This window comes from Aeromonas sp. D3 (genome assembly GCF_027705025.1).
GTDB lineage: Bacteria > Pseudomonadota > Gammaproteobacteria > Enterobacterales > Aeromonadaceae > Aeromonas > Aeromonas salmonicida.
In genome coordinates this window covers 1-26,673 of the sequence record NZ_JAPDBE010000053.1, presented here as the reverse complement: position 1 = coordinate 26,673, position 26,673 = coordinate 1, and the positions used below count along the sequence as shown (strand labels likewise).

General features: G+C 59.1%; 23 protein-coding genes and 1 other RNA gene. 20 read left to right on the top strand and 4 right to left on the bottom strand.

Annotation, left to right across the window (positions count from 1 at the left end):
- Positions 1-118: 118 nt before the first annotated feature.
- The 4 genes from dolP to OKC28_RS20870 are packed head-to-tail and all read right to left on the bottom strand — an operon-like array spanning position 119 to position 3,402.
- A complete protein-coding gene (dolP, locus tag OKC28_RS20885) occupies positions 119-697 on the bottom strand; it encodes a division/outer membrane stress-associated lipid-binding lipoprotein (protein WP_256686001.1) in 579 nt (192 codons plus the stop codon).
- A 4-nt stretch (positions 698-701) separates the two neighbouring features.
- Positions 702-1,292 (bottom strand): SIS domain-containing protein, encoded by a 591-nt coding sequence (locus OKC28_RS20880; protein WP_005314325.1) that lies wholly within the window; start codon positions 1,290-1,292, stop codon positions 702-704.
- 9 nt (positions 1,293-1,301) lie between these two features.
- The gene (locus tag OKC28_RS20875; protein WP_219592505.1) at positions 1,302-1,673 is read right to left on the bottom strand and encodes a YraN family protein; all 372 of its coding nucleotides are present in this window, start codon (positions 1,671-1,673) and stop codon (positions 1,302-1,304) included.
- Entirely contained in the window at positions 1,615-3,402 is a 1,788-nt protein-coding gene (locus OKC28_RS20870) for a penicillin-binding protein activator (protein ID WP_238155206.1), read from the bottom strand. The genes OKC28_RS20875 and OKC28_RS20870 overlap by 59 nt, the downstream gene beginning before the upstream one ends.
- 199 nt (positions 3,403-3,601) lie before the next feature.
- Between OKC28_RS20870 and rsmI the strand changes: the two genes are divergently transcribed.
- The 20 genes from rsmI to mutT all read left to right on the top strand — a co-directional run bounded on the left by rsmI (position 3,602) and on the right by mutT (position 26,539).
- Positions 3,602-4,435, top strand: a complete 834-nt coding sequence (gene rsmI / locus OKC28_RS20865; protein ID WP_059169180.1) for a 16S rRNA (cytidine(1402)-2'-O)-methyltransferase — start codon at positions 3,602-3,604, stop codon at positions 4,433-4,435.
- A 61-nt stretch (positions 4,436-4,496) separates the two neighbouring features.
- Positions 4,497-4,883, top strand: an RNA gene (rnpB, locus tag OKC28_RS20860) — RNase P RNA component class A.
- 448 nt (positions 4,884-5,331) lie between these two features.
- A complete protein-coding gene (mraZ, locus tag OKC28_RS20855; protein WP_021140324.1) occupies positions 5,332-5,790 on the top strand; it encodes a division/cell wall cluster transcriptional repressor MraZ in 459 nt (152 codons plus the stop codon).
- On the top strand, positions 5,791-6,729 hold the full coding sequence (gene rsmH / locus OKC28_RS20850; protein ID WP_256685994.1) for a 16S rRNA (cytosine(1402)-N(4))-methyltransferase RsmH: 939 nt from the start codon (positions 5,791-5,793) through the stop codon (positions 6,727-6,729).
- Positions 6,730-6,732: 3 nt separating this feature from the next.
- On the top strand, positions 6,733-7,047 hold the full coding sequence (ftsL, locus tag OKC28_RS20845) for a cell division protein FtsL (protein WP_005314205.1): 315 nt from the start codon (positions 6,733-6,735) through the stop codon (positions 7,045-7,047).
- Positions 7,044-8,798, top strand: a complete 1,755-nt coding sequence (locus OKC28_RS20840; RefSeq protein ID WP_005314203.1) for a peptidoglycan glycosyltransferase FtsI — start codon at positions 7,044-7,046, stop codon at positions 8,796-8,798. Before ftsL ends, OKC28_RS20840 begins: the two co-directional genes overlap by 4 nt.
- A 98-nt stretch (positions 8,799-8,896) precedes the next feature.
- A complete protein-coding gene (gene murE, locus OKC28_RS20835; RefSeq protein ID WP_256685991.1) occupies positions 8,897-10,381 on the top strand; it encodes a UDP-N-acetylmuramoyl-L-alanyl-D-glutamate--2,6-diaminopimelate ligase in 1,485 nt (494 codons plus the stop codon).
- Positions 10,378-11,733: a UDP-N-acetylmuramoyl-tripeptide--D-alanyl-D-alanine ligase gene (gene murF / locus OKC28_RS20830; protein WP_021140328.1), complete on the top strand. Its 1,356-nt coding sequence runs from the start codon at positions 10,378-10,380 to the stop codon at positions 11,731-11,733. The genes murE and murF overlap by 4 nt, the downstream gene beginning before the upstream one ends.
- Positions 11,727-12,809 carry a phospho-N-acetylmuramoyl-pentapeptide-transferase gene (gene mraY, locus OKC28_RS20825; protein ID WP_005314196.1) on the top strand — a complete coding sequence of 361 codons (1,083 nt, stop codon included), beginning with the start codon at positions 11,727-11,729 and terminating at the stop codon, positions 12,807-12,809. The genes murF and mraY overlap by 7 nt, the downstream gene beginning before the upstream one ends.
- 3 nt (positions 12,810-12,812) lie before the next feature.
- Positions 12,813-14,096, top strand: a complete 1,284-nt coding sequence (murD, locus tag OKC28_RS20820; protein ID WP_256685988.1) for a UDP-N-acetylmuramoyl-L-alanine--D-glutamate ligase — start codon at positions 12,813-12,815, stop codon at positions 14,094-14,096.
- Positions 14,093-15,277, top strand: coding sequence for a cell division protein FtsW (gene ftsW, locus OKC28_RS20815; protein ID WP_256685986.1), 1,185 nt, complete (start codon positions 14,093-14,095; stop codon positions 15,275-15,277). Before murD ends, ftsW begins: the two co-directional genes overlap by 4 nt.
- Positions 15,274-16,359 carry an undecaprenyldiphospho-muramoylpentapeptide beta-N-acetylglucosaminyltransferase gene (gene murG, locus OKC28_RS20810; RefSeq protein ID WP_059169184.1) on the top strand — a complete coding sequence of 362 codons (1,086 nt, stop codon included), beginning with the start codon at positions 15,274-15,276 and terminating at the stop codon, positions 16,357-16,359. Before ftsW ends, murG begins: the two co-directional genes overlap by 4 nt.
- The gene (gene murC, locus OKC28_RS20805; protein ID WP_058394594.1) at positions 16,356-17,810 is read left to right on the top strand and encodes a UDP-N-acetylmuramate--L-alanine ligase; all 1,455 of its coding nucleotides are present in this window, start codon (positions 16,356-16,358) and stop codon (positions 17,808-17,810) included. The genes murG and murC overlap by 4 nt, the downstream gene beginning before the upstream one ends.
- A 97-nt stretch (positions 17,811-17,907) precedes the next feature.
- A complete protein-coding gene (locus OKC28_RS20800; protein WP_021140332.1) occupies positions 17,908-18,660 on the top strand; it encodes a cell division protein FtsQ/DivIB in 753 nt (250 codons plus the stop codon).
- Positions 18,641-19,900 carry a cell division protein FtsA gene (gene ftsA, locus OKC28_RS20795; protein ID WP_005314183.1) on the top strand — a complete coding sequence of 420 codons (1,260 nt, stop codon included), beginning with the start codon at positions 18,641-18,643 and terminating at the stop codon, positions 19,898-19,900. The genes OKC28_RS20800 and ftsA overlap by 20 nt, the downstream gene beginning before the upstream one ends.
- Positions 19,901-19,940: 40 nt before the next feature.
- Positions 19,941-21,092: a cell division protein FtsZ gene (gene ftsZ / locus OKC28_RS20790; protein ID WP_005305686.1), complete on the top strand. Its 1,152-nt coding sequence runs from the start codon at positions 19,941-19,943 to the stop codon at positions 21,090-21,092.
- Between the two features lie 101 nt (positions 21,093-21,193).
- On the top strand, positions 21,194-22,117 hold the full coding sequence (lpxC, locus tag OKC28_RS20785; RefSeq protein WP_017412296.1) for a UDP-3-O-acyl-N-acetylglucosamine deacetylase: 924 nt from the start codon (positions 21,194-21,196) through the stop codon (positions 22,115-22,117).
- A gap of 143 nt (positions 22,118-22,260) precedes the next feature.
- The gene (locus tag OKC28_RS20780; RefSeq protein ID WP_021140334.1) at positions 22,261-23,166 is read left to right on the top strand and encodes a M23 family metallopeptidase; all 906 of its coding nucleotides are present in this window, start codon (positions 22,261-22,263) and stop codon (positions 23,164-23,166) included.
- 59 nt (positions 23,167-23,225) lie between these two features.
- Positions 23,226-25,946: a preprotein translocase subunit SecA gene (gene secA / locus OKC28_RS20775; RefSeq protein ID WP_021140335.1), complete on the top strand. Its 2,721-nt coding sequence runs from the start codon at positions 23,226-23,228 to the stop codon at positions 25,944-25,946.
- Positions 25,947-26,131: 185 nt separating this feature from the next.
- The gene (gene mutT, locus OKC28_RS20770; protein ID WP_005314168.1) at positions 26,132-26,539 is read left to right on the top strand and encodes an 8-oxo-dGTP diphosphatase MutT; all 408 of its coding nucleotides are present in this window, start codon (positions 26,132-26,134) and stop codon (positions 26,537-26,539) included.
- Positions 26,540-26,673 lie beyond the last annotated feature (134 nt).

Genomic DNA, 26,673 nt, shown 5'->3' with positions numbered 1-26,673 from the left:
AAACCAAATCAACAGGTTTCGGATTTTTACACATCAGCAGGATCGGTCAATGGATCCTTAACTGATCGGCATTAGCCAACTGGCTGCGTTTTTTTATTTCTGTTTGCTACCTGCTTGCTCAGTTCTGGGCGAACTCGAACGCTTTGATCACGCGCTTCACGCCACTGACGTGGCGAGCGATCTCAACGGCCTGGTCCCCTTCCTTGCGAGTCACCAGGCCAATCAGGAACACCTCGCCGTTCTCGGTGACCACCTTGACCTTGGCGCTGTCGAAGTTCTTGGCCCCCAGCATGTCTGCACGGACCTTGGAGGTGATCCAGGAGTCATTGCTGCGTACCCCTATGCTGACTGGCTGGCCGAGTCGCAGCTCATTGTAGACATGGCGTACGCCATCGATGCGGGCAACTATTTTGCCAGCCTCGAGCTTGTAAGCGTCAGAAGGTGTCTGACCCACCAGCAGTACGCGGCCGTTGTTGCTGTAGACGCTGATCTTGCTGGCTGCGCTGAGCGGTTTGTTGTCGGCCAGCAGATTGGCGGCTTTCAGTTCGATGGCCTGATCATCCCACTGGGCACCCAGAGTGCGGCGATCGCCGGAAGCCTTGGCAGTGCCTGCGGCACCGCCTACCACCACGGCTGCGCAGCCTTGCAGCAGCAGGGTGCCAGCCAGCAGGCCGAGCAGGAGAATTTGCTTCTTCATGGTTTCAATCTTCCTGTTGCGGGAAAAGTGTCTGGTCGATGAGATCACACAGGCAGTGCAGGGTCAACAGGTTAACCTCCAGAATACGGGGGCGTCGGGCGGATGGTACCCGGATCTCCACATCGTTGGGACCGAGCAGCCCGGCGATTTCCCCACCGTCTCCCCCGCCGAGCACCACTATGGTCATATCCCGTGAAAGAGCGGCCTCTGCGGCCTTGATCAGGCTGCGGCTGTTGCCTGTCGTGGTGATGACCACCAGGATGTCGCCGGCTTGCCCCAGGGCTCTGATCTGTTTGGCATAGACCTCTTCGAAGCCATGATCAGTGGCGATAGCGCTGATGGTGGCCATATCTGGTGTCAGTGCCATGCCCGGCAGGGAAGGGCGTTCGGTCTCGTAACAGTTGACCAGCTCGGAGATGAACAGCTGGGCCAGCGCCGCAGAGGGACCATTACCGCATGCCATCACCTTGTGGCCATTGAGCAGACAGATGGTCAGCATCTGGGCCGCAGTATGGATAGCGTCCGGCAGCGCCTCGGCGGCGGCAATTTTGGTCTGGATGCTTTCGGTGTAGTTTTCTTTGATGCGGTCAGTCATAGGGTCCTCTTAAAATGCGTTCTGGATCCAGTTTGGCTGGTCATCCTCAAACGCGATCACATCGAATCGGCAGGCCTGACTGGCCTCGTTGATGGCATGTTGCGTTAAATAGTGGCGCGCTGCCAGCACGATCTTGTGCTGTTTGCGCCGGGTGACAGAGCTGGCGGCCCCGCCATGGCTGGCATGGGCGCGGTATCTGACCTCAACAAACACCAGGGTACCCCCCTGGCGCATGATGAGATCGATTTCGCCGCCGCGGCAGCGGTAGTTGCGCGTCACGGGTTGCAGGCCACGAGCCTGCAACCAGCGTTCCGCTACTTGCTCAAAGTGTTGTCCCTTGCTCGTCGGTGACGGAAACAGGTTCTGCCACTGCTGGCTCATCCGTGCCAATAGATCCTTCATTGGGGGCTCCCTCAAGCTGAGGTGCTGCACTGTCGCTGACCAGTTCACCATTCTGGTAGGTGGCCCAATCCAGTACCCGCACAATGTTGCCATTGGCATCCACGCTCAGCTGTCCGCTCATGCCTGGTTGCTGCATGGCATTGACCTTGCGCATCTGCTGCAGGTTTTCTGCCAGGCTGACGGCATCGTAGCCCAGTGCGAACAGGCGCATCAGGTCACCCTGGGTCTGCGGCCAGAGCAATGCGATCTGCTCCCGTTGCTGCTCGTAGCCACCCAGCAGCAGCGGCATGTCTGAGATGTGCATACCATTGAGCTCGGAGGCGACCTCTGTGGTGGCGCTGTCGTAGCTGCGTGAGCTGCTGTAGATGGGCAGGCTGCCCATGGGATTGACCGAGATGTCCACGTAGGGCTTGATCATCCGGGTCTCCAGGCTATTGGCGACCACGTAGACCACATCTATGCTGCGTGGCGCGGCTGCGGATAGTTGTACCACCTCCCCGGCACGTGCGGTCGAGCGACCACTCAGAGCATTCTTGACCATGCCCTGCACTTCGTTACGAGCACCAAAGGTGGCCACGACCGGCTTGTCCTGACTCACTGTGGCCCACGCCTGCTCGAATGCCTTGATACTGCTGTAGCCAATTCGGCCCTGGGCCGCGATCAGCAGCGGTTTTCGGTAACCCTGACCGTAGAGATATTGCGCGGCCTGGGCTGCATCGGCAGCGGCAGAGAGCGAGAAGTAGAAGGTGCTGTCGTTGACGATAGGTTTGTCCAACTCGTTCAGCGCCAGCACTGGCACGGTCGGATTGGCCTTGAGCAGCTCCTCGACTCTGTCCTTGAGCAGCGGGCCAATGATCATGTTGGCCCCTTCCTGGATGGCTTGCTTGTAGAGTTCGCCCATCGCCTTGGTCTGGGTGTCGTAGAAGTTCAGGGTAAATTGGCTCTGATTCTCCTTGTAAGACATCAACATACCGTTGCGAATGGCTGCGCCCTGCGGCTCGAGATTGCCCGAGAGCGGCAGGAACACGGCGATCTGCTGCAGCGCATTGATGTGGCTGGTGGCGAGATCCCCCAGACCGGCCGGCATGTCTTTCTGGGCCGGGTGGTCAGGGAAAGCCTGTTTCCATCCTGCCAGCTGACGGGCCAACTGACTGGGCTGGGCACCGAACTCGTTAACCAGTGCCGCCAGTCGCAGCCAACCTGTGGTCACGTCAGGGGCTGGTGCCTCTTCCAGTGCCTGCAAGGTGGAAGGCGTCATGCTTTTCAGCAGAGACCAGATTTGCTGATGGTTGGTCGCCAGCTCATTCTGGGCCAGATAGGGCTCCATCAAGATCAGCGACTTGGCTGCACCAAACTTGTTGTTGATATCCAGCTGCAGCACTACCCGCTGGCGATACCAATTTTTCTGCGTATCGGCATCCAGCGGCACGTCGGGTTTGCCCTCCAGCAGGATCAGCGCCTGGTTGGCGTTGCCCTGGGCGAGCAACAGATGTGCCTGCAACAGTTGCAGCTGCGCTTTCTGCTCCGCGCTCTGGGCCTGCTTCTGTAGTTGCTGGTATAGCGCCGAGGCCGGCTTGGCCTGGCCGAGTGCCAAGTAGCTGCGTGCCGCCATCACCTGCCAGGTAAAGGCTTCGGCAGGTTTGACAGGATCCACCTGCTCCAGATACCACTGGGCATTTTTGGTCAGATCCGAGAAGGCCGACGGCATACCTGGCTGCCCGGAAGGTTGATTGGGCCCCGACGCACAGGCGGCGAGCAGTGCTGCCGCGAGTATGATGCCGAAGAGTCGTGATACACTTAGCTGCTTTGTAACCCGGTTCAAGTTCATTCCCCGACCAGTGTTGAAGTTCCCCATAGTGTAAACGGGCCAATATGGCGACACAATTGTCGGGACACTCGGAGATCCCATGAGTGACATCCCAACCCTGTATATAGTCCCCACTCCGATCGGTAATCTGGCGGACATTACCCAGCGTGCATTGGACATTTTACGCAGTGTCGATCTGGTGGCTGCCGAGGATACGCGTCATACCGGTATCCTGCTGAGCCACTACCAAATCTCGGTACCTACCTTCGCGCTGCACGATCATAACGAGCAGCAGAAAGCCGATGTGCTGATCGGCCGGATCAAGGAAGGCAAGACCGTCGCCCTGGTCTCCGATGCGGGGACTCCGCTCATCAGTGACCCAGGCTACCACTTGGTCACCCGCTGTCGCGAAGCAGGCGTCAAGGTGGTACCACTGCCTGGTCCTTGTGCCGCCATTACGGCCCTGAGCGCAGCCGGTTTGCCGACCGACCGCTTCGCCTTCGAAGGATTTTTGCCCGCCAAAAGCAAAGGGCGTGATGACAGATTGCAGGCCGTGATCGAAGACACCCGCTCACTGGTATTTTATGAATCCCCACGTCGGGTGCAGGATACGGTAGAAGCGATTGCTCGCATTCTGGGGGAGCGCCAGGTGGTGGTGTGTCGCGAATTGACCAAGACCTTTGAATCCATCCATGGTCTGCCCGCTTCCGAGATGCTGACCTGGCTTGGTCAGGATGATAATCGCTGCCGTGGCGAGATAGTGCTGGTGGTAGCGGGAGCCAGCAAAGCGGAAGAAGAGCTGCCTGCCGAGGCGATCCGTACCCTGGGGTTGCTGGTGACCGAGTTGCCACTGAAAAAAGCGGCGGCACTCACCGCGGAAATCCATGGTGTGAAGAAAAATGCCCTCTACAAGTACGGATTAGAGCACTATTAATTGCTGTAAACGGGAATTGCCGGTTTACCCCACAGTGTCACGAGGCTATAATCCGCGCCTCGGAGTCGGCTGGGCAATCGCTGCTTCGTCGTTGTGTCCCTTGGGACAGACGGGCGGAGGGGAGGAAAGTCCGGGCTTCATAGGGCAGGGTGCCAGGTAACGCCTGGGGGGCGTGAGCCCACGACCAGTGCAACAGAGAGCAAACCGCCGATGGCCCGCAAGGGATCAGGTAAGGGTGAAAGGGTGCGGTAAGAGCGCACCGCGCGTCTGGTAACAGTTCGTGGCACGGTAAACTCCACCCGAAGCAAGACCAAATAGGCCCCTATTGGCGCGGCCCGCGTTGGGGGCGGGTAGGTTGCTTGAGCCAGCGAGCGATTGCTGGCCTAGAGGAATGATTGCTACCCGGGGCAACCCGGTACAGAACCCGGCTTACAGGCCGACTCCGACCTCATTCCGAAGAGCCCCGCGATTTATCGTGGGGCTCTTTTTTATTTTCGGAGAAATATTGCCCTGTTTGAGCCGTGATATTTGTTGATAAATGATTCTTCACCAAAATTGTTATTTATAAATCATATGGTTATGGTTCATCTGTGTGCAGCGTGAGCGTTGTTTGTCGTTGGGCCAACGAGAGATGACACAGGAGTGTCTTATTCGTTCAACTTGTTTATTTTTTAATTGATTTCAATTAATCATATCGCTGTTAACACAAATAACCTGTGGAAAATCAACTCATTTAATCCTTAGTGACCAAACGCTGCGTCAATATGTTCCCCATGCCCGATATCCTCGCTTGAAAAGCCCTCAGCACGTCCTTAAACTTCAAGGTGGGGAAAAGTGGATCAAAGTGGTTTTTATCGGGCGATTTGCCCCCTTAACTCATTTTCAGGGACTGCAATTTGTTGCGTGGTGCACATGCCATCAGCCTGGACAGTAAAGGGCGACTGGCGATTCCGACCAAGTACCGTGATTGGCTGCGCGACGAAAGCGACGGCCAGCTGGTCTGCACCATAGATATTGCCCATCCTTGCCTGCTGCTTTACCCCCTGAACGAATGGGAAGAGATCGAGCGCAAGCTCAAGATGCTCTCCAGCATGAATCCCGTAGAACGCCGCTTGCAGCGGTTGTTGCTCGGCCATGCGACCGAATGCGAGCTGGACGGCAATGGCCGTCTGCTGCTGAGCCAGCCACTGCGCAGCCACGCAGGGCTGGACAAGAAGATCATGTTGGTGGGCCAGCTCAACAAGTTTGAGCTGTGGGATGAAGCCCGCTGGCAACAACAGGTCAATGATGACATTCAGGGCCTGCCTGAGGATGACTGGGCAAGCTCGCCACGACTACAGGATTTTTCTTTATAAATGACCCAAGCCGCTGAACACATCACAGTGCTGTTGCACGAAGCCGTTGACGGGCTGGCCATCAAGCCGGACGGCATCTACGTGGACGGTACTTTTGGCCGGGGTGGTCACTCTCGTCTCATTCTCCAGCACCTTGGCCCCAATGGCCGGTTGATCGCCATCGATCGGGATCCCCAGGCTATTGCCGAGGCGGCCAAGATCCAGGATCCCCGTTTTGAAATCGTGCATGGTCCCTTCTCCGGTATCGTTTCCTATCTGGATGAGCGCGGTTTGCTGGGCAAAGTGGATGGTTTCCTGCTGGATCTCGGTGTCTCTTCACCCCAGCTGGATGATGCCGAACGTGGTTTCAGTTTCATGAAGGACGGCCCGCTCGACATGCGCATGGATCCCACCTCCGGCCAGAGTGCCGCGCAGTGGCTGGCCCGTGCCGATGTGGATGATATCGCCTGGGTCTTGAAGACCTTCGGTGAGGAGCGCTTTGCCAAGAAGATAGCCCGCGCCATCGTCCACGATCGGGTCACCGAGCCCTACGTACGCACCCGCCAGCTGGCTGAGATGATTGCCCGGGTCAATCCGAGCAAGGAGAAGGGCAAGCACGCCGCCACACGCAGCTTCCAGGCGATCCGTATCTATATCAACAGCGAACTGGACGAGATAGAGACAGCGCTGGACGGTGCACTGCAAGCGTTGGCACCAGAAGGGCGCCTCTCCGTCATCAGCTTCCACTCGCTGGAAGACCGGCTGGTGAAACACTTCATCCGCAAGCACGAGAAAGGCCCCGAAGTGCCGCGCGGCATCCCCTTGACCGAAGCTCAACTGGCCGGTGGTCGCAAATTGAAGTCGGTCGGCAAGGCGCTCAAGCCTTCCGAGCATGAAGTCACCGAAAACAGCCGATCCCGCAGCTCTGTGCTGCGGGTCGCCCAGCGTCTGGCGGAGTAAGCCATGAGCGAGGTGCGTGTTCATCTGGCCAAAGAGATCCTCGCTGATCTCTGGCGGCACAAGTTGCCGGTTGTACTGGCCTTTGCTGTGCTGATCACCGCCTTTGGTGTGATCTTGGTGACCAACATGACTCGCGGTCTGACAGCCAAGCAGAACGATCTGATGGCCGAGGAGGATCGACTCAACATCGAATGGCGCCACCTGCTGCTGGAACAGGGCACCCTGGCTGAGCATTCCCGGGTGGCGAGTCTGGCCATGGACAAGTTGCAGATGGCTCGCCCGCTGGTGACCACCGAGAAGGTAATTACACAACCATGAAACGCAAGGCATCTGCCAAGACTCCACCCAAAGCCAAAGCGCCGTCACTCTATCCGTGGCGCTTTCGCACGCTGGTGTTCTTTATCGGCATTGCGTTTGCCGGCCTGATCCTGCGGCTGGCCTGGATCCAGGTAATTGACCCGGATCGACTGCGCCAGGAAGGGGATATGCGTTCCCTGCGAACCACCTCCACCCAGGCTGTGCGTGGCATGATCACGGATCGCAACGGCGAACAGTTGGCGGTGTCAGTACCGGTAGAAGCGGTCTGGGCCGACCCCAAAACCGTGCACGAATCTGGCGCCATCCATAATGAGCGCGCCTGGCTCGCGCTCTCTGCCGTGCTCAAGCTCGACATCAATACCCTCAAGCACCGCATCTCCAACCCGAGCAAGCGCTTCGTCTATCTGCAGCGGCAGGTGACACCGGCAGTGGCGGAATACATCAAGGGCCTCAAGCTGGGCGGCATTTATTTGCGTCCCGAGGCGCGTCGCTTCTATCCGACCGGCGAGATCAGCGCCCATCTGGTGGGGGTCACCAACATAGATGGCAGTGGCATCGAGGGGATCGAGCGCAGCTACAACGAGTGGTTGACGGCGACGCCGGGCGAGATGCGGGTGCGCAAAGACCGCCAGGGCAGGGTCATAGAGCGACTCGGGTTGGTCAAAGAGGGCAAGAACGCCAACGATCTGCAGCTGAGCATCGATCAACGGGTACAGGCGCTCGCCTATCGAGCCCTCAAGCATGCCACCGACGAGAACAAGGCGACGTCCGGCTCCATGGTGATGCTGGATATCAAGACCGGCGAGGTGCTCGCCATGGTCAACACCCCCTCCTACAACCCGAACAACCGTGGTCAGTACCAGAGTTTCCGGGTGCGCAACCGAGTAGTGACAGATACCTATGAGCCGGGTTCGACCATCAAGCCCCTGATCCTGTTGAGCGCCCTGCAGGCGGGTGTCACCAGCTGGAAGGACATTATCCCGGGTGGGCCCCTGTTTATCGGGGCCAAGCAGATCCGCGACGTGAGTATCCACAAAGCGACCAACCTGTATGACATATTGCGCTACTCCTCCAACATCGGCATGTCGCGCATCGCGCTGCGGATGCCGGCGCAGGAGATGATCAATACCCTCAGCATGGTCGGCTTCGGCATGGATACCGGCAGTGGTCTGATGGGCGAAAGCAGCGGCATGCTGCCCCAGCGCCGCCGCTGGTCCGATATCGAGCGGGCAACCCTCTCGTTTGGCTATGGTCTGCGGGTCACCCCGCTGCAACTGGCGTCTGCCTATGCCACCCTGGCCAACAAGGGCAAGCGGGTGCCGCTTTCCATCGTCAAGGTAACCACGCCGCCCAAGGGTGAGCAGGTCATCGACCACAACAATGCCACCGCCATGCTGCAGGCGCTGGAGTATGTGGTCAGCAATGCCATCCCGAAAGCACAGATCCCAGGCTATCGGGTTGGTGGCAAGAGTGGTACCGCCAAAGTCGCTGTCGCCGGCGGTTACGGCAAGGACTACATGGCCTGGTTTGCCGGTTTCGCCCCGGCCAGCAATCCCCGTTTCGTCATGGTGGTGGTGATCAACGAGCCAAAGGGCAGCGCTTACTATGGCGGTGCCGTGGCGACGCCACCGTTTGCCGAGGCCATGGGTGGGGTGCTGCAACTTTTCAATATTCGTCCCGATGCGATACCGCCTTCGGTACCCCCCAAGCTTGCCCGTACGGAGGCCACCCATGCTGCGCCACGTACTTGATCTGCTGCATTCCTTGTTTGTTCCTGTTGTTCTCGGGGCCTTTTCCATGTTGCTTTACCGTTTGAGCACCCGCCTTCTCGCCTGTACGGAGGCTTCCCATGTTGCACCGCGCACTTGATTCACTGCTGCGCCCCTTCGGCATCAATGCTCCGGCGCTCAGCCTCACCGATATCCAGCTGGACAGTCGGCGGGTCGGGCCAGGCTGTCTCTTTATCGCTATCCGCGGGCATCAGATGGATGGCAGACGGTTTATCGAACAGGCGGTGGCTCAGGGAGCGACCGCCATCGTGTTTGAGGAGGACGGGGAATTTGTCGCGCCGCCTCTGACCATTCCCTGCATCGGGATCCGTAATCTGCCTGCCAGGCTCTCCGAGCTGGCTGGCTATTTTTACGGGCAACCAGCCAACAAGCTGGATCTGGTGGGCATCACTGGTACCAACGGCAAGAGCACCACTGCGCTGCTGGTTGCCAACTGGCGCACCCTGCTGGGTGGCAAGGCCGGCGTGATGGGCACCATAGGCAATGGCCTGTTCGGTGAGCTGGTTGAAGCAGAAAACACCACCGGCAGTGCCGTGCAGGTGCAGGCCAATCTTGCAGACCTGCAACAGCAGGGGGCGGATCTGGTAGCGATGGAGGTGTCCAGCCATGGTCTGGTACAGCATCGCGTTGCGGCGCTGCCGTTTGCTGCCGCCGTTTTCACCAACCTGAGCCGGGATCATCTGGACTACCACGGCACAATGGAAGCCTATGGCGCCGCCAAGGAAGAGCTGCTCAAACTGGTCGATGAACCCTGCGCCGTCATCAATGCCGATGACCGGCTGGGGCGTCAGTGGCTGGCGGCCTATCCTGGCGCGGTGGCATTCAGCGTAAACGGCTCGATTGCAGATCATCCGGGTCGACAGCTGACGGCGCAGGATCCCCACTTCCACCAACAAGGTTTTCGCACACAGATTAACTCCAGTTGGGGGAATGGTGTATTATCCGCCCCCTTGCTCGGGCGCTTCAACGTCAGCAATGTGCTGGCCGCCATGGGCGCCATGCTGGTGCTCGGTTATGACTTCAACGCGCTGTTGGCAACCGCGCCTCAATTGCAGCCGGTGACCGGTCGCATGGAGTGCTTCGGTGGCGGCAATGCACCGCTCGCCGTGGTCGATTATGCCCATACCCCGGACGCGCTGGAGAAGGCGTTGCAGGCCCTGCGGGTGCACTGTGAAGGTCAGCTCTGGTGTCTGGTAGGGTGCGGTGGCGACCGGGATCGCGGCAAGCGCCCCATGATGGCGGCCATGGCAGAGCAGCATGCGGATCGCGTGATCCTCACCGACGACAACCCCCGTACCGAGGAGCCGGCCCAGATCATGGCGGACATGGTGGCGGGCCTTCGCGATCCTGCTGCCGTGCAGATCGAGCACGACAGGGTCAAGGCGATTGCACTGGCCCTCGGTCAGGCGAGCAAACAGGACATCATCCTGGTGGCCGGTAAGGGCCACGAGGATTATCAGATCATTGGAACCGACAAGCGGCACTACAGCGACCGGGAAACCGTCGTCGCCGCCTTGCACACATTATTGGAGTCATTCACATGATGACCCTCAGGCTTGCCGACCTGGCGCAGGTGCTCGATGCCCGCCTGATTGGTGAAGACGGCGAGATCACGACTGTCAGTACCGATACCCGCACCTTGGGGAAGGGCGCCTTGTTTGTTGCGCTGCGCGGCGAGCGTTTTGATGCCCACGATTTTTGCGATCAGGCCGTTGCCGCAGGGGCGTCTGCCCTGCTGGTGGAGCGCGAGCTGCCATTGGCCATTCCACAGCTTGTCGTGACCGACAGTCTCAAGGGACTGGGACATATCGGCAAGCTGGTGCGCGAGCGCATCAATCCGAAAGTGCTGGCCATTACCGGCAGCTGCGGCAAGACCACGGTGAAAGAGATGGCGACCGCCATCTTGCGCCACGAAGGGGAAGTGCTGGCCACCGCCGGCAACTTCAACAATGAAGTGGGCGTGCCGCTGACCCTGTTGCGGCTCGAACCGCAGCACCAGTTTGCGGTGATGGAGCTGGGTGCCAACCACCCGGGCGAGATCGCCTGGACCACGTCGTTGGCCCGACCCGATGCCGCCCTCATCAATAACGTGGCGGCGGCCCATCTGGAGGGCTTCGGCTCCCTTGAGGGTGTCTTTCACGCCAAGAGCGAGATTTTTGAAGGTCTGAGCGAGCAGGGAACCGCCATCGTCAACGCCGATAGCGCCTTCTGGCCCAAGTGGCAGGCAGCCGGGATCCACTGTGCCTTCTCCATCGAGGATCAGAACCAGCCTTTCCATGCCCGTGGCATAGCGCTCAACGGGCAGGGCTGCGCCGAATTCGTGATGGTGACGCCGAACGGGGAATTGAGCCTGACTCTGGCCATTCCAGGTCGCCACAACGTGGCCAATGCCCTGGCTGCTGCCGCAGGCTGTCTGGCGCTCGGAGCTTCGCTTGCCTCCGTCAAGGCGGGGCTGGAGCAGATGGCGCCGGTCAAGGGACGCTTTTGCGTACAGCGCTGGGGTGGTCTCACTCTGGTGGATGACACTTATAACGCCAGTGTGGAATCCGTGCTGGCGGGCATCGATGCCCTGACTGCCATGGGCGGCTACAAGGTGTTGGTATTCGGTGACATGAAGGAGTTGGGTGAGGAGTCTGCCGAGCAACACGCCAGGGTCGGACGCCATGCCAGTGAGTGCGGTCTGGACGCCGTGCTGACAGTAGGGGAACAGAGTCGCCACACCGCAGATGCCGCGGCTGGTCGACATTTCGATAACAAGGCGTCGTTGTTTGAAGTGCTTGCGCAAATGATAAATACACATCAAGAAATTTCGATTCTGGTCAAAGGTGCCCGCGGCTCCCGCATGGAAGATATCGTCAAGATGGTCGTTGACCGTCAGGAGTCAGCCACATGCTAGTCTGGCTGGCGGAACTGCTTACCCCGCACTTCACCTTCTTCAACGTCTTCTCCTACCTGACGTTTCGGGCCATTTTGTCGATCATCACCGGACTGGTGGTGGCGCTCTGGATGGGGCCTCACCTCATCCGTCGCCTGCAGATCCTGAAATTCGGCCAGGTGATCCGCAACGACGGCCCCGAATCTCATCTGAGCAAACGGGGCACCCCGACCATGGGGGGGCTGATGATCATCGCGGCCATCTTCATCTCTGTGCTGCTCTGGAGCCGTCTCGACAACCCCTATGTCTGGCTGGTGCTGTTCGTGCTCGGTGCCTACGGTGCCATCGGCTTTGCCGATGACTACCTCAAGGTGGTGCGCAAGAATACCGACGGCCTGATCGCCCGCTGGAAGTACTTCTGGCAATCCGCCGTTGCGCTGTTGGTGGCTGTGTTCCTCTATACCACGGCCACCCACGACGGCCAGACCCAGCTGGTGGTGCCCTTCCTCAAGGATGTGATGCCGCAGCTGGGACTGATGTTCATAGTGCTGACCTATTTTGTCATCGTCGGCACCTCCAACGCGGTTAACCTGACCGACGGTCTGGATGGGCTGGCCATCATGCCGACCGTGATGGTGGCAGGGGGCTTTGCCCTGATCGCCTGGGCGACCGGCAACGTCAACTTCGCCAACTACCTGCATATTCCCTACGTGCCCTATACCTCCGAGCTGGTGATCGTCTGCACCGCCATCGTCGGTGCGGGCCTGGGCTTTCTCTGGTTCAATACCTATCCGGCCCAGGTCTTCATGGGGGACGTCGGTTCCCTGGCCCTCGGCGGCGCGCTTGGCACCATAGCCGTGCTGGTGCGCCAGGAGTTTCTGCTGGTGATCATGGGGGGGGTCTTCGTGATGGAGACCGTCTCCGTGATCCTGCAGGTGGGATCCTACAAGCTGCGCGGCGTGCGCATCTTCCGCATGGCGCCAATCCATCACCATTATGAGAAGAAAGGCTGGCCGGAGCCGCGCGTTATCGTGCGTTTCTGGATCATCACTCTCATGCTGGTGCTGCTTGGCCTCGCCACCCTGAAGGTGAGGTAAGCCATGGTTATCATCATCGGACTTGGTAAAACCGGACTCTCCTGCGTCGACTACTTCCTCGGCCGTGGCGTCACGCCTCTGGTGATGGATACCCGCGCCAATCCACCTGGCAAGGATCAACTGCCCGCCGAGGTAGAACTGATCCATGGGCTGGATGGCGATCTGCTCAAGCAGGCGCACATGATAGTGGCGAGCCCGGGCATTGCCCTGGCCACTCCCGAACTGAAAGCTGCGGCCGAGTTCGGGGTGAGTATCGTTGGCGATATCGAGCTGTTCGTGCGCGAGACACAGGTGCCGGTGATCGCCATCACGGGTTCCAACGGCAAGAGCACAGTCACCACCTTGGTCGGCGAGATGATTGCCGAGGCCGGCCTCAAGGTTGGCGTTGGTGGCAACATAGGTACGCCAGCGCTGGAGCTGCTCAAGCAGCCGATGGATCTCTGCGTGCTGGAGCTTTCCAGCTTCCAGCTGGAGACCACCCACAGCCTGCGTGCCGCCGCCTCCGTGGTGCTGAACCTGTCTGAAGACCATATGGATCGTTATCAGGGCATGGCCGATTACCGCGCCGCCAAGATGGAGATCCACCAGCATTCCAAACACATTCTGGTCAACCGGGACGATGTCCAGACCCAGCCCGACGTGGGTCAGGTATGGCAGAGCTTCGGTCTCGACTGCAACGGCTATGGCCGCTGCCTGCTGGATGGCCGCCACTGGTTGACCCTGCACGGTGAGCCGCTGCTCCCCGTGGACGAAATGAAGATCGTCGGTGCTCACAATCAGGCGAATGCCCTGGCCGCCATGGCCCTGTGCGATGCGGTGGGTATTCCCCGCGAGCCGCAACTCGCCGTGCTGCGCCGTTTTGAAGGCCTGCCCCACCGTGCCCGCTTCGTGCGGGAGGTGAACGGAGTGCGCTGGATCAACGATTCCAAGGCCACCAATGTGGGCGCCACTCTGGCTGCCGTGGCGGGTGTGCGGGAAGCGGTCAAGGGACGCCTGTTGCTGCTGGCCGGTGGTCAGGGCAAGGGACAGGATTTTGGTCCGCTGCAGGCACTGCTTGGCCACCAGATCGATCACATGTATTGCTTCGGTCAGGATGCCGACATACTGCTTGCCCTCGGTGAGCAGACCGAGCGGGTATCTGACCTCGACGCTGCCGTGGCCAAGGCCGCGGCCGATGCCAGACCGGGTGATTGGGTGTTGCTGGCGCCGGCCTGCGCCAGCCTGGATCAATTCAAGTCGTTCGAAGCCCGTGGTGATCACTTCACCAAAATGGTGCTGGCACTATGAGCGCCCTTCGCTCCGTCGCAGGATTGCTGCAACGCTGGTTGTTACCGGCGCGCCCTGCGGGTCTCTACGATCGGCAGCTGGTGGTGCTGGCGCTGGCATTGATGGCGGTGGGGCTGGTGATAGTGGCCTCGGCCTCGATCCCGGAGGGGATCGCCATCAACAACGATCCCTTCATGTTCGTGAAGCGTCACGGCCTGTTTCTGGTGATGGCGCTTGGCATCTCCTGGTTTGTGCTGCAAGTGCCCATGGCACGCTGGCAGCATTACAACGGTTCCATGCTGGTACTCGCCATCCTGATGCTGGTGCTGGTGTTGCTGGTGGGGCGCAGCGTCAACGGTTCTATCCGCTGGCTGCCCCTTGGCCCCTTCAACCTGCAACCGGCGGAGTTTGGCAAGCTGGCGCTGTTTGTCTATCTGGCGGGCTACCTGGTGCGCCGCCAGAGCGAGGTGCGCGAGCGCTTCATCGGCTTCATGAAGCCGATGGCCGTGCTGTTCGTGGTCGCTATTCTGCTGCTGGCCCAGCCTGATCTGGGTTCTGTAGTCGTGATGTTTGTCACCTCTCTGGGGATGTTGTTTCTGGCGGGGGCGCGCCTGGGCCAGTTCATCGGCCTTATCTTGGTGGGGGTGAGCGCCGTGGTGACTCTGGTTATCGCCGAGCCGTACCGGATGCGGCGGGTAACCTCCTTCCTCGACCCTTGGGCCGATCCGTTCGGCAGCGGTTACCAGCTGACCCAGTCGTTGATGGCGTTTGGTCGTGGCAGCTGGTTTGGTGAGGGGCTTGGCAACTCCATCCAGAAGATGGAGTACCTGCCAGAAGCCCACACCGACTTCGTGTTTGCGATCCTGGGTGAAGAGCTGGGTTATGCCGGCGTGCTGGGCGCGCTGTTTCTCATTTTTGCGCTCTCGTTCAAGGCGCTCAAGCTGGGTCACCAGGCTCTGGTTGCCGAGCGCTTGTATGAAGGCTATCTGGCCATCGGCATCGGTATCTGGTTCAGCTTCCAGACCTTTGTCAACGTCGGGGCCGCCAGCGGCATGATGCCCACCAAGGGGCTGACCCTGCCGCTGGTCAGTTATGGCGGTTCCAGTCTCATCATCATGATGGTGGCGGTGAGCATGCTGGTTCGTATCGATTTCGAGTTGCGTCAGGCCAGTGCCCAGGCGCGTGTGCGGGAGGTTTCGTGAGCAAGACACTGCTGGTGATGGCAGGCGGTACCGGGGGCCATGTGTTCCCTGGCTTGGCCGTGGCCGATCGCCTCAAGGCCCAGGGCTGGACCATCCACTGGCTCGGCACCGCCGACCGTATGGAGGCCGAGCTGGTGCCCGCCCACGGTTATCCCATCTCCTTCATCGACATTCAGGGAGTACGTGGCAACGGCATCAAGCGTCTGCTGGCCGCACCCTATCGCATCGTCAAGTCGGTGCTGCAGGCTCGCCGCGTGCTCAAGACCATACGGCCCGACGTTGTGCTCGGCATGGGCGGCTTTGCCTCAGGCCCTGGCGGCGTGGCGGCCTGGCTGTCCGGTATTCCCCTGCTGCTGCACGAACAGAATGCGGCGGCCGGCCTCACCAACAAACTGCTGGCGCGCCTCGCCAAACGGGTGCTGATGGCCTTCCCGGGGGCATTTGCGCCGAGTCGTCGCACCGCTGTGGTGGGCAACCCGGTTCGACCCGAAGTGGTCGCCTTGCCGGATCCGCAGCGAAGCAGCAGCACAGAGCCGCTGCATCTGCTGATCGTCGGTGGCAGCCTGGGAGCCCGGGTGCTCAACGAACAGGTGCCAGCGGCGGTTGCGGCTGCCGGCGTGCCAATTGAAGTGCGTCACCAGTGTGGCAAGGGCAACCGTGAATCTGTCGCACAGGCGTATGCCAAACAGGGCGTCGAGGCCGAGGTGAGCGAGTTTATCAAGGACATGGCCGATGCCTATGCCTGGGCCGATCTGGTGGTGTGTCGCGCGGGGGCCCTGACCGTCTCCGAAGTGGCCGCTGCCGGCGTCGCCGCCATTTTTGTGCCACTGCCCCATGCGGTGGATGATCACCAGACCCGCAACGCCCTGACCCTGGTCGATGGTGGCGCTGCTGAATTCCTGCCCCAATCCGAGCTGACCACGGCCTCGCTGGCTGCGCGTCTCTCCTGGCTTGCCGGGCGCAGGGAAACCCTATTGAACATGGCCCAGGCCGCCCGTCGCGTAGCTATTACCGATGCCGCCGAGCGGGTTGCCGATGAATGCAAGCGACTTGCAACCGGGCAGAATGAGAGAGAACTATGACCAAGGTTGAACTGGCAAAACTGCGTACCATGATCCCTGAAATGCGTCGGGTGCGTCGCATCCACTTTATCGGCATAGGTGGCGCCGGTATGGGCGGGATCGCCGAGGTGCTTGCCAACGAAGGGTATCAGGTGACCGGTTCTGATCTGGCCCGAAATGCGGTGACTGAGCGACTGGCGTCGCTGGGTGCCCATATCTTCGTGGGGCACAGTGCCGAACACGTGAGCGAGGCGAGCGTGGTGGTGGTCTCTACCGCCATCAAGCAGGATAACCCCGAGTTGCTGGCCGCCCGCGAGTTGCGTATACCTGTGGTGCGCCGCGCCGAGATGCTGGCCGAGCTGATGCGTTTTCGTCATGGTATCGCCATAGCGGGGACGCATGGCAAGACCACCACCACCAGTCTGGTGGCGAGCATCTATGCCGAAGCGGACCGGGATCCGACCTTCGTCATTGGCGGTCTGCTCAACAGCGCCGGTACCAATGCGCGTCTGGGCAGCAGCCGTTATCTGATTGCAGAAGCGGACGAGAGCGATGCCTCCTTCCTGCATCTGCAGCCCATGGTTTCCATCGTGACCAACATCGAAGCGGATCACATGGAAACCTACGGTGGCGACTTTTCCAAGCTGAAGGCCACCTTCATCGACTTTTTGCACAACCTGCCGTTTTACGGTCTGGCCGTGGTGTGTGTGGATGACCCCGTTATCCGTGGCATGTTGCCCGAGATCGCTCGCCCGACCATTACCTACGGTCTGAGCGACGACGCCGATGTGCAGGTATTGGACTTCGTGCAGACCAGCAATCGCAGCTGTTTCCGGGTGCGTCGCAAGGATGCAGGCGAGCTGGCAGTGACCTTGAACCTGCCTGGCATCCACAATGCGCTCAATGCTGCCGCAGCGATTGCTGTCGCTACCGAAGACGGGATCGGCGATGATGCCATCATATGTGCGCTGGCCAAGTTTGAAGGGGTAGGGCGCCGCTTCCAGCAATATGGTGAATTCGAGACAGGTCGTGGCAAGGCCATGCTGGTGGATGACTATGGTCACCACCCGAGCGAAGTCAAGGTGACCATCAATGCCGCACGCGCCGGTTGGCCGGACAAGCGCCTGGTCATGGTGTTCCAGCCACACCGCTATACCCGTACCCGCGATCTCTATGAAGACTTCTCGGACGTGCTCTCCAAGGTGGATGTGCTGGTGATGCTGGAAGTCTATGCCGCCGGCGAAGAGCCAATCCCTGGGGCAGATGGTCGAGCGTTGTGCCGCTCCATCCGTTCCCGTGGCAGCCTGGAACCCATCTTTGCCGCTACTCCGGACGATGTCCCTGCGATACTGGCGGACCTGATTGGCGAGGGGGATCTGGTGCTGACCCAGGGGGCCGGGAACGTAGGTGCCTTGTCCCGTCGCCTCAGTGAGATGAAATTGAGCATCGACAGCATGAAATCCGGCGCCTGAGGGCCCAATGAGTATTTTGACCGCCAAGCCGGCGCCTATATAATGGCGAGCCGGTCTGCAAAGGGCCAAAGTGGCGCGTTAAACGGGGAAAGATCGGGTGGAGGCAAGTGCACAAGGGCGCACCAAGGGTGGCTTCATTGCAGGGGTGACATTTTTCATCCTGGTCATGTGGGGTCTCTACCAGACTGCGCTGGATGTTAAAGGTTGGCTGACGGATGCCAACCGGTTGCCCATGAGCGAGCTCTTGCTGCAGGGGCAACACCAGTATTTGCAAACCGACGAGTTGCGTAGCGCCGTGCTGGATGGTGCCGAGCTGCGTAACTTCTTCGAGTTGGACGTTAACGAATTACAGGCGCGGTTGAACGCCTTGCCTTGGGTGGCCCAGGTCTCTGTACGTAAGAAGTGGCCAAACAAGATCAAGGTCTATCTCACCGAACAGGCGGTAGCGGCACGCTGGAATGGCAACCGCTTCGTCAACACCAAGGGTGAGGTGTTCAGTGCGCCGGACAGGGTGAAGACCCCCCTGATGCAGCTATCCGGGCCTGAAGACCAGGCCGTCAAGGTGCTGGAAGCCAGTCGTCAGTACGAGGCGCAGCTGGCGGCCAGAGGATACAAGTTGCTGGGGGTGAATCTGACTCCCCGCCATGCCTGGGAATTGACCCTGGATGGCAACATTCAGCTGTTTTTGGGGCGCGCGGATATTGCGCTCCGACTGCAGCGGTTTATCGATGCTTTTCCGGTCATCGAACCCCGTGAGCGGGTTGCTTATGTGGATCTTCGATATGACACCGGAATGGCAGTTGGCTGGAAGAAGAACGAAGAGAAAGTGAATGACCAAAACCGCAGATAGAAATCTGATTGTCGGACTGGATATCGGCACAACCAAGGTGGCGGTTCTGGTCGGCGAAGTGCTGCCAGACGGTGAGCTCAATGTCATCGGCATGGGCAGTCACGCCTCGCGTGGCATGGATAAGGGCGGGGTCAACGATCTCGATTCCGTGGTCAAGTCCCTGCGTCGTGCGGTGGAAGAGGCAGAGATGATGGCCGACTGCCAGATCAGCTCTGTGTATCTGGGGCTGTCCGGCAAGCATATCGATTGCCGCAACGAAACCGGCATGGTGCCCATCTCCGATGAGGAGGTGACCCAGGAGGACGTGGACAACGTCATCCACACCGCCAAGTCGGTACGGTTGTCCGATGAGCTGCGGGTGCTGCATGTGCTGCCCCAGGAGTTTGCCATCGACTACCAGGAAGGGATCAAGAACCCGGTTGGTTTGTCTGGTGTGCGGATGGCGGCCAAGGTGCACCTGATCACCTGCCACAACGACATGGCCCGCAACATTGAAAAATGTGTGGAGAAGGTCGGCTTGCGAGTGGATCAGCTGATCTTCTCCGCGCTGGCTTCCAGCTATGCCGTGCTGACCGAAGACGAGAAAGAGCTGGGTGTCTGCGTGGTGGACATAGGTGGCGGTACCATGGACATGTCGCTGTTTACCGGCGGTGCCCTGCGCCACACCAAGGTGATCCCGTACGCCGGCAGCACAGTGACCAGCGATATCGCCTACGCCTTCGGCACACCGCCGCTTGACGCAGAAGCGATCAAGGTGCGCTATGGCTGTGCCCTCGGCCGTCTGGTCAGCAAGGAAGACAATATTGAAGTACCCAGTGTCGGCGGTCGTCCGGCGCGTAGCCTGCAACGGCAGACACTGGCTGAAGTGATTGAACCCCGTTACACCGAGTTGCTCTCCATGGTGAATGATGAGCTGGTGCGGGTACAAAGCGAGTTGAAAGCGCAGGGGGTCAAGCATCAGCTGGCAGCCGGTGTGGTCTTAACCGGCGGCGCTGCCCAGATCGAAGGCATTGTGGAGTGTGCAGAGCAGATCTTCCAAAGCCAGGTCCGGGTGGGAGAGCCCATGAATATACGGGGATTGAGTGATTATGTGCAGGCACCTGTGTACTCGACCGCGGTCGGGTTGCTGCAGTACGGCCGCACCCATCAATCTTCAGGCAGTAGCAAGGAATATGCCGCCAAGGCAAGCGTAGGTGGGCTGGTCAAACGGGTCAGCAACTGGTTGCGTGGCGAGTTCTAAAAGATTTTGCTGAGTCAGGCAAATAAAGCGGAGAGACAACATGTTTGAATTTATGGATAGCCACACTGACGAAGCCGTCATTAAAGTGATTGGTGTGGGTGGCGGCGGCGGTAACGCAGTCGAGCACATGGTTCGTCAAAACATCGAAGGTGTCGAATTCATTACCGTCAACACCGACGCCCAGGCTCTGCGTAACTCCAGCGCCAACACAACTCTGCAGATCGGTGGTGGCATCACCAAGGGTCTGGGTGCCGGAGCCAATCCGGAAGTGGGTCGTGATGCGGCCATGGAAGACAGGGAAGCGCTGCGTGAGCTGCTGACCGGTTCCGACATGGTGTTCATCGCCGCCGGCATGGGTGGTGGTACCGGTACCGGTGCTGCACCGATCGTGGCCGAAGTGGCCCGCGAGATGGGTATACTGACAGTTGCTGTCGTAACCAAGCCGTTCTCCTTCGAAGGGAAAAAACGGATGGGCTTCGCCGCTCACGGCATCGAAGAGCTGTCCAAGAACGTCGACTCCCTGATCACCATCCCCAACGACAAGTTGCTGAAGGTGCTGGGTCGTGGCATCTCCCTGCTGGACGCCTTCAAGGCAGCCAACGATGTGCTGCTGGGTGCGGTACAGGGGATCGCCGAGCTGATCACCCGTCCTGGCCTGATCAACGTCGACTTCGCGGACGTGCGTACCGTGATGCGTGAAATGGGTACCGCCATGATGGGTACCGGTTCCGCCTCCGGTGATGATCGTGCCGAAGAAGCGGCCGAGAAAGCCATCTCCAGCCCGCTGCTGGAAGACGTGGATCTGGCCGGTGCCCGTGGCATCCTGGTCAACATCACTGCCGGCATGGACATGACCATCGAAGAGTTCGAAACCGTGGGTAACGCGGTCAAGGCCTTCGCTTCCGAGAACGCCACTGTGGTGGTGGGTACCGTAATCGACCCGGAAATGCACGACGAACTGCGTGTGACCGTGGTGGCTACCGGTATCGGTGCCGAGCGCAAGCCCGACATCACGCTCGTAAAAAACAATATGGTACAAGAGCGTCCGGCCCGTCAGCCCCTGATCAGCGAAGCCCTGCAGTCTCGCGTGATGGAAGAGGCCCCGGCCAAGGTGGTCAACGCCGAGCCGCAAGCTCGTCGTGAACCGGATTATCTCGATATTCCTGCGTTCCTGCGCAAGCAAGCTGACTAAGCCTCTAATGGCACTAGTTTGTTTGTTGCTTAAGGAATGTGCTAAGATGGCCTGCCAACGACCATCTGGTCCGGAATATGAGCTGTTAAGCGGATACGCCCATGATTAGACAAAGAACCTTGAAAACGAGTGTCCAGGCCACTGGTGTTGGCCTGCATTCGGGCCGGAAAGTCACAATGACGTTCCGTCCGGCGCCTGTTAACACAGGGATCGTTTACTTGCGTACCGATCTTGATCCTGTGGTAGCGCTGCCAGCCAATGCCGATCAGGTGCGCGATACCGTGCTTTGTACCGCTTTGGTCAACGAAGCCGGTGTCCGTGTCTCTACCATTGAGCACCTCTCTGCCGCGCTGGCCGGGATGGGGATCGACAACCTCTATGTGGAGGTTGACGCACCCGAGATCCCGGTGATGGACGGCAGTGCGCACCCCTTTATCTACCTGCTGCAAGAAGTCGGTATCCGCGAGCAAAATGCTGCCAAGCAGTTTGTGCGGATCAAGCAGAGCATTCGGGTTGAAGACGGCGACAAGTGGGCGGAATTCCACCCCTATCGCAACGGCTTCAAAATGGATCTCGAGATCGACTTCCAGCATCCGGTATTTGAAGGACGCAATCAGCGTTGCGTGCTGGACTTCTCCGGTGCTTCTTTCGTGAAAGAGATCAGTCGTGCCCGTACTTTTGGCTTCATGCGTGACATCGAGTACCTGCGTTCCCAGAACCTGGCATTGGGCGGAAGCCTGGAAAATGCCGTTGTGCTGGATGACTACCGGGTACTGAACGAAGATGGCTTGCGTTATGAAGATGAATTCGTCAAACACAAGATGTTGGATGCTATCGGTGACCTTTATATGTGTAACCGCAGCATTATCGGCGAATTCCGTGCCTACAAGACCGGCCATGCTCTGAACAACAAGCTGCTGCGTGCCTTGCTGGCCAAGCAGGAGGCCTGGGAACTGGTGACCTTCGAGGGTGAGGGTGCCAAAGCGCCTATCGCTTACTACGATAACGGTCTGGTTCTGGCCTGATAGCTGTGCAACAGGACGTCGGTCATCTCTCCGCACCGACGTCCTGTCATTCATTTTTCCATCCTGATACCGATACCGATTATCTCCCGGTTTTATTTCCCGTGCAGGCTCCTGGCCTCACCTGACCGAGCAGACAGATTTCTATGAGCATTACCCTGATCCTCAACGGCAAGCAGCGACGCAAGTTGCATTTGCCCAAACAACGTCTGGCCTGGGTCGGCGGAATCCTCTTCTCTGTATTGGCCCTGGGTGGCGGCTGGCTCTGGCAGAGCTGGCACCAGAAAATGGATGCGCTTGAAGTGGCGCTGGCCATGGCCGAGCAACAGACATCCACTCAAGGGGCAGATGAAGCCCGCGAACAGCTTGCCATGCTGGCCGCCCAGGTGGGCACCATGCAGGGGCAGTTGGGTCGTATCAATGCGCTCGGTGAACGCTTGACCGAGCAGGCAGACCTCGATCCCGAGGAGTTCAATTTCAAGGAACTGCCCCCTATGGGCGGTCCTTCCTATGATGTGGATCTGGAAGTCAACCTGAATGAATTGCAGGACTCCATGAAGCATCTCAGCCAGCAGCTCAGCAGTCGTGAAGAGCAGCTGTCGGTACTTGAATCTTTCATCATGAATCACCATATAGCCGATGCCGGTTTTATTTCAGGCTCGCCTGTCAAACAGGAGCGGGTCTGGATCTCGTCAGGCTTTGGTGGTCGGGTCGACCCGTTCAATGGTCGCGCCAAGATGCATAAAGGGGTCGATTTCCGTGGCAAGCCCGGTACCCCTATTTTGGCGACGGGCCCGGGCATCATCAGCTGGGCAGGCCGCCATCCGGAATTTGGCAACATGGTGGAAGTGAACCATGGCAATGGTTTGGTGACCCGCTATGCCCACAACTCCAAGTTGCTGGTTGAAGTTGGCACGCTAGTCGATCAGGGTCAGAAGATTGCCTTGATGGGACGCACCGGTCGCGCGACCGGGGTCCATTTGCATTACGAAGTATTGAAAGACGGTCGTCAGGTAAACCCCGCACGCTTTCTCAACGCCAGACGGGGTTAGGTTTTTTTCTCCAGGTTCCAGTGACGGAACACTTATATAACCAGAAATAGTTGGTACCCATGATTAGCACACTGCTTACCAAGATTATCGGCAGCCGGAACGACAGAACGCTCAAGGCTTTGCGCAAAATTGTAAAACAGATCAATGCGATGGAGCCTCAGTTCGAGGCCTTGTCCGATAGCGAGTTGCAGGCCAAGACAGCTGAATATCGTCAGCGCCTGGAGCAGGGTGAGACGCTGGATCAGTTGCTGCCGGAAGCGTTCGCGACCGTGCGTGAGGCCTCCAAGCGGGTGTTTGGCATGCGTCACTTCGACGTCCAGCTGATCGGCGGCATGGTGCTTGACTCCAACCGCATCGCTGAAATGAAAACCGGTGAGGGCAAGACGCTGACTGCTACCTTGCCGGCCTATCTGAATGCCCTGAGCGGTCGTGGTGTGCACGTGGTGACGGTGAACGACTATCTGGCCAAGCGTGATGCCGAGGCTAACCGCCCCCTGTTCACCTTCCTCGGCATGACGGTCGATTGCAACGTGCCCGGTATGGATGCGTCCCAGAAGCGTGACGCTTATGCTGCAGATATTACCTACGGTACCAACAACGAATTCGGTTTTGATTACCTGCGTGACAACATGGCGTTCTCGCCCGAGCAGCGTGTCCAGCGTCCGCTCAACTACGCGCTGGTGGATGAAGTCGACTCCGTGCTCATCGATGAAGCTCGTACCCCGCTGATTATCTCAGGCCCGGCCGAAGACAGCTCCGCCCTCTACATCCAGGTCAACAAGCTGATCCCGCAATTGATCAAGCAGGACAAGGAAGATACCGAAGAGTACACAGGCGAAGGTCACTACACGGTAGACGAGAAGAACCGTCAGGCCCTGCTGACCGAAAATGGTCAGATTTTCGTGGAAGAGCTGCTCAAGCGAGAAGGGCTGCTGGCCGAAGAGGACTCTCTGTTCTCCGCGACCAACATCAGCCTGCTGCACCACGTCAACGCCGGTCTGCGTGCCCACACTCTGTTTGAGCGCAACGTCGACTATATAGTGCAAAAAGACGAGATCGTCATCGTCGACGAACACACCGGCCGTACCATGCCGGGTCGTCGCTGGTCTGATGGCCTGCACCAGGCCGTCGAGGCGAAGGAAGGGGTCAAGATCCAGAACGAGAACCAGACTCTGGCCTCTATCACCTTCCAGAACTACTTCCGTCTCTATGACAAGCTGGCGGGCATGACGGGCACGGCGGATACCGAAGCCTTTGAATTCCAGCAGATTTACGGCCTGGATACAGTAGTTATCCCGACCAACAAGCCGATGGTGCGTAAAGACATGGGCGATCTGGTCTATCTGACTGCCCAGGAGAAATATGCCGCCATCGTCGAAGACATTCGCGGTTGTGTCTCCCGTGGTCAGCCGGTGCTGGTGGGTACTGTCTCAATCGAAAACTCAGAGCTGCTCTCCGGCATCCTGACCAAGGAGAATATTCCGCATAAGGTACTGAACGCCAAGTTCCACGCCATGGAAGCGGAAATCGTGGCTCAGGCTGGTCAGCTTGGCGCCGTCACCATTGCCACCAACATGGCCGGTCGTGGTACCGACATAGTGCTGGGTGGCAACTGGCAGGCCGAGATTGCCCAGCTGGATAACCCGACTGACGAGCAAATCGCCGAGCTGAAAGCGGCCTGGCAGGTGCGTCACGATGAAGTGCTGGCCGCAGGTGGTCTGCACATTATCGGTACCGAGCGTCACGAATCCCGTCGTATCGACAACCAGCTGCGCGGCCGTTCCGGTCGTCAGGGTGACCCGGGCTCCTCCCGTTTCTATCTCTCCATGGAAGATACCCTGATGCGGATCTTCGCCTCCGATCGCGTGACCGGCATGATGAAGAAGCTGGGCATGGAAGAGGGCGAGGCCATCGAGCACCCTTGGGTAACCAAGGCCATCGAAAATGCCCAGCGCAAGGTGGAAGGTCGCAACTTCGACATCCGCAAGAGCTTGCTCGAGTTTGATGACGTGGCCAACGACCAGCGCAAAGTGGTCTATGAGCAGCGCAACGAGCTGCTGGATACCAACGATATCTCCGAGACCATCCACGTCATCCGTGACGACGTCTATGGCGCCGTGATAGACGAATACATTCCGCCCCAGTCTCTGGAAGAGATGTGGGATGTGCCGGGTCTGGAAGCGCGTCTGAAAGCCGATTTCGGGCTGGATCTGCCGTTGCAGCAGTGGCTGGCGGAAGATGACAAGCTGTATGAAGAGAAGCTACGCGAGCGCATTCTGGACGAAGCCACCAAACTCTATGCCCACAAGCAGGAACTGGTCGGTGTCGAGGTGCTGCGCAACTTCGAGAAGGCGGTGATGCTGCAAACCCTGGATGGCCTGTGGAAGGAGCATCTGGCGGCAATGGATCACCTGCGTCAGGGCATCCATCTGCGCGGCTACGCCCAGAAGAACCCCAAGCAGGAGTACAAGCGCGAGTCTTTCGATCTGTTCACCCAGATGCTGGAAACCCTCAAGCGCGACGTGGTCAGCATACTGAGCCGTGTTCAGGTGCAGGAGCGTGACGTGGAAGCCCTGGAAGAGCAGCAGCGCCAGCAGTCCGAAGCCGCTCCCCGCACTTACACCCATGCCACCGCAGAGAGCCAGTTGGCCGATGAAGAGGCCGCTGCCGAAGAGGGTCACACCACCTTCGTGCGGGATGAGCAGAAGATCGGTCGCAACGATCCCTGCCCCTGCGGCTCCGGCAAAAAATACAAGCATTGCCACGGTCAGTTGACCTGATCGACGCAGTGCCATGACAAGGCGGGCCCGGTGCCCGCCTTGTTTTTGTCAGAGGGTGGCGAAGTCACTGTGGTGGCACCACTTGGCGAAGGGTTATCGGATATCAGGCATCATCGGCCGTTCACCCAGCCGGAGGTTGGGCGCATCGAACGGCCCGGTCAGGCATAGTGTGCAAAGGTAACAAGATGGAACAGAAAAAACGGATCTGGGTGGCGGTTGGCGTCATCGAGAATGAGCAGGGCGATATCTTCATCGCCAAGCGTTCTTCAGACCGCCATCAGGGCGATCGCTGGGAGTTCCCGGGTGGCAAGGTAGAGGCGGGGGAAGACCTACTCACCGCGCTGGACAGGGAGTTGTGGGAAGAGATTGGTATCCGGGTGCTGGATTGCGCTCCCTTCATGGAGCTGCATCATGACTACCCCGAGAAGCAGGTGTTGCTGGATATCTGGAAGGTAACCCGTTTTAGCGGTGAGCCGTTTGGCAAGGAGGGGCAGGAGTGCCTGTGGGTGCCGCTGGCATCACTGCATGAATACCAGTTCCCGGATGCCAACGGTCCTATCGTGGGGCGGCTGCAAGCCTCTCTGGCGGTCTGATTGACCCTGGCTGAGTCATTGCTACGGATTTGACAGCAATTAAAAAAGGGCCTTGTCGGCTAATGCCGATCAGTTAAGGATCCATTGACCGATCCTGCTGATGTGTAAAAATCCGAAACCTGTTGATTTGGTTT

What these genes read in the sequence shown, in the direction of transcription:
- dolP (WP_256686001.1), bottom strand. Translation starts at nt 697, where the DNA reads ATGAAGAAGCAAATTCTCCTGCTCGGCCTGCTGGCTGGCACCCTGCTG.
- OKC28_RS20880 (WP_005314325.1), bottom strand. Translation starts at nt 1,292, where the DNA reads ATGACTGACCGCATCAAAGAAAACTACACCGAAAGCATCCAGACCAAA.
- OKC28_RS20875 (WP_219592505.1), bottom strand. Translation starts at nt 1,673, where the DNA reads ATGAGCCAGCAGTGGCAGAACCTGTTTCCGTCACCGACGAGCAAGGGA.
- OKC28_RS20870 (WP_238155206.1), bottom strand. Translation starts at nt 3,402, where the DNA reads ATGCCGTCGGCCTTCTCGGATCTGACCAAAAATGCCCAGTGGTATCTG.
- rsmI (WP_059169180.1), top strand. Translation starts at nt 3,602, where the DNA reads ATGAGTGACATCCCAACCCTGTATATAGTCCCCACTCCGATCGGTAAT.
- rsmH (WP_256685994.1), top strand. Translation starts at nt 5,791, where the DNA reads ATGACCCAAGCCGCTGAACACATCACAGTGCTGTTGCACGAAGCCGTT.
- ftsL (WP_005314205.1), top strand. Translation starts at nt 6,733, where the DNA reads ATGAGCGAGGTGCGTGTTCATCTGGCCAAAGAGATCCTCGCTGATCTC.
- OKC28_RS20840 (WP_005314203.1), top strand. Translation starts at nt 7,044, where the DNA reads ATGAAACGCAAGGCATCTGCCAAGACTCCACCCAAAGCCAAAGCGCCG.
- murE (WP_256685991.1), top strand. Translation starts at nt 8,897, where the DNA reads ATGTTGCACCGCGCACTTGATTCACTGCTGCGCCCCTTCGGCATCAAT.
- murF (WP_021140328.1), top strand. Translation starts at nt 10,378, where the DNA reads ATGATGACCCTCAGGCTTGCCGACCTGGCGCAGGTGCTCGATGCCCGC.
- mraY (WP_005314196.1), top strand. Translation starts at nt 11,727, where the DNA reads ATGCTAGTCTGGCTGGCGGAACTGCTTACCCCGCACTTCACCTTCTTC.
- murD (WP_256685988.1), top strand. Translation starts at nt 12,813, where the DNA reads ATGGTTATCATCATCGGACTTGGTAAAACCGGACTCTCCTGCGTCGAC.
- ftsW (WP_256685986.1), top strand. Translation starts at nt 14,093, where the DNA reads ATGAGCGCCCTTCGCTCCGTCGCAGGATTGCTGCAACGCTGGTTGTTA.
- murC (WP_058394594.1), top strand. Translation starts at nt 16,356, where the DNA reads ATGACCAAGGTTGAACTGGCAAAACTGCGTACCATGATCCCTGAAATG.
- ftsA (WP_005314183.1), top strand. Translation starts at nt 18,641, where the DNA reads ATGACCAAAACCGCAGATAGAAATCTGATTGTCGGACTGGATATCGGC.
- ftsZ (WP_005305686.1), top strand. Translation starts at nt 19,941, where the DNA reads ATGTTTGAATTTATGGATAGCCACACTGACGAAGCCGTCATTAAAGTG.
- lpxC (WP_017412296.1), top strand. Translation starts at nt 21,194, where the DNA reads ATGATTAGACAAAGAACCTTGAAAACGAGTGTCCAGGCCACTGGTGTT.
- OKC28_RS20780 (WP_021140334.1), top strand. Translation starts at nt 22,261, where the DNA reads ATGAGCATTACCCTGATCCTCAACGGCAAGCAGCGACGCAAGTTGCAT.
- secA (WP_021140335.1), top strand. Translation starts at nt 23,226, where the DNA reads ATGATTAGCACACTGCTTACCAAGATTATCGGCAGCCGGAACGACAGA.
- mutT (WP_005314168.1), top strand. Translation starts at nt 26,132, where the DNA reads ATGGAACAGAAAAAACGGATCTGGGTGGCGGTTGGCGTCATCGAGAAT.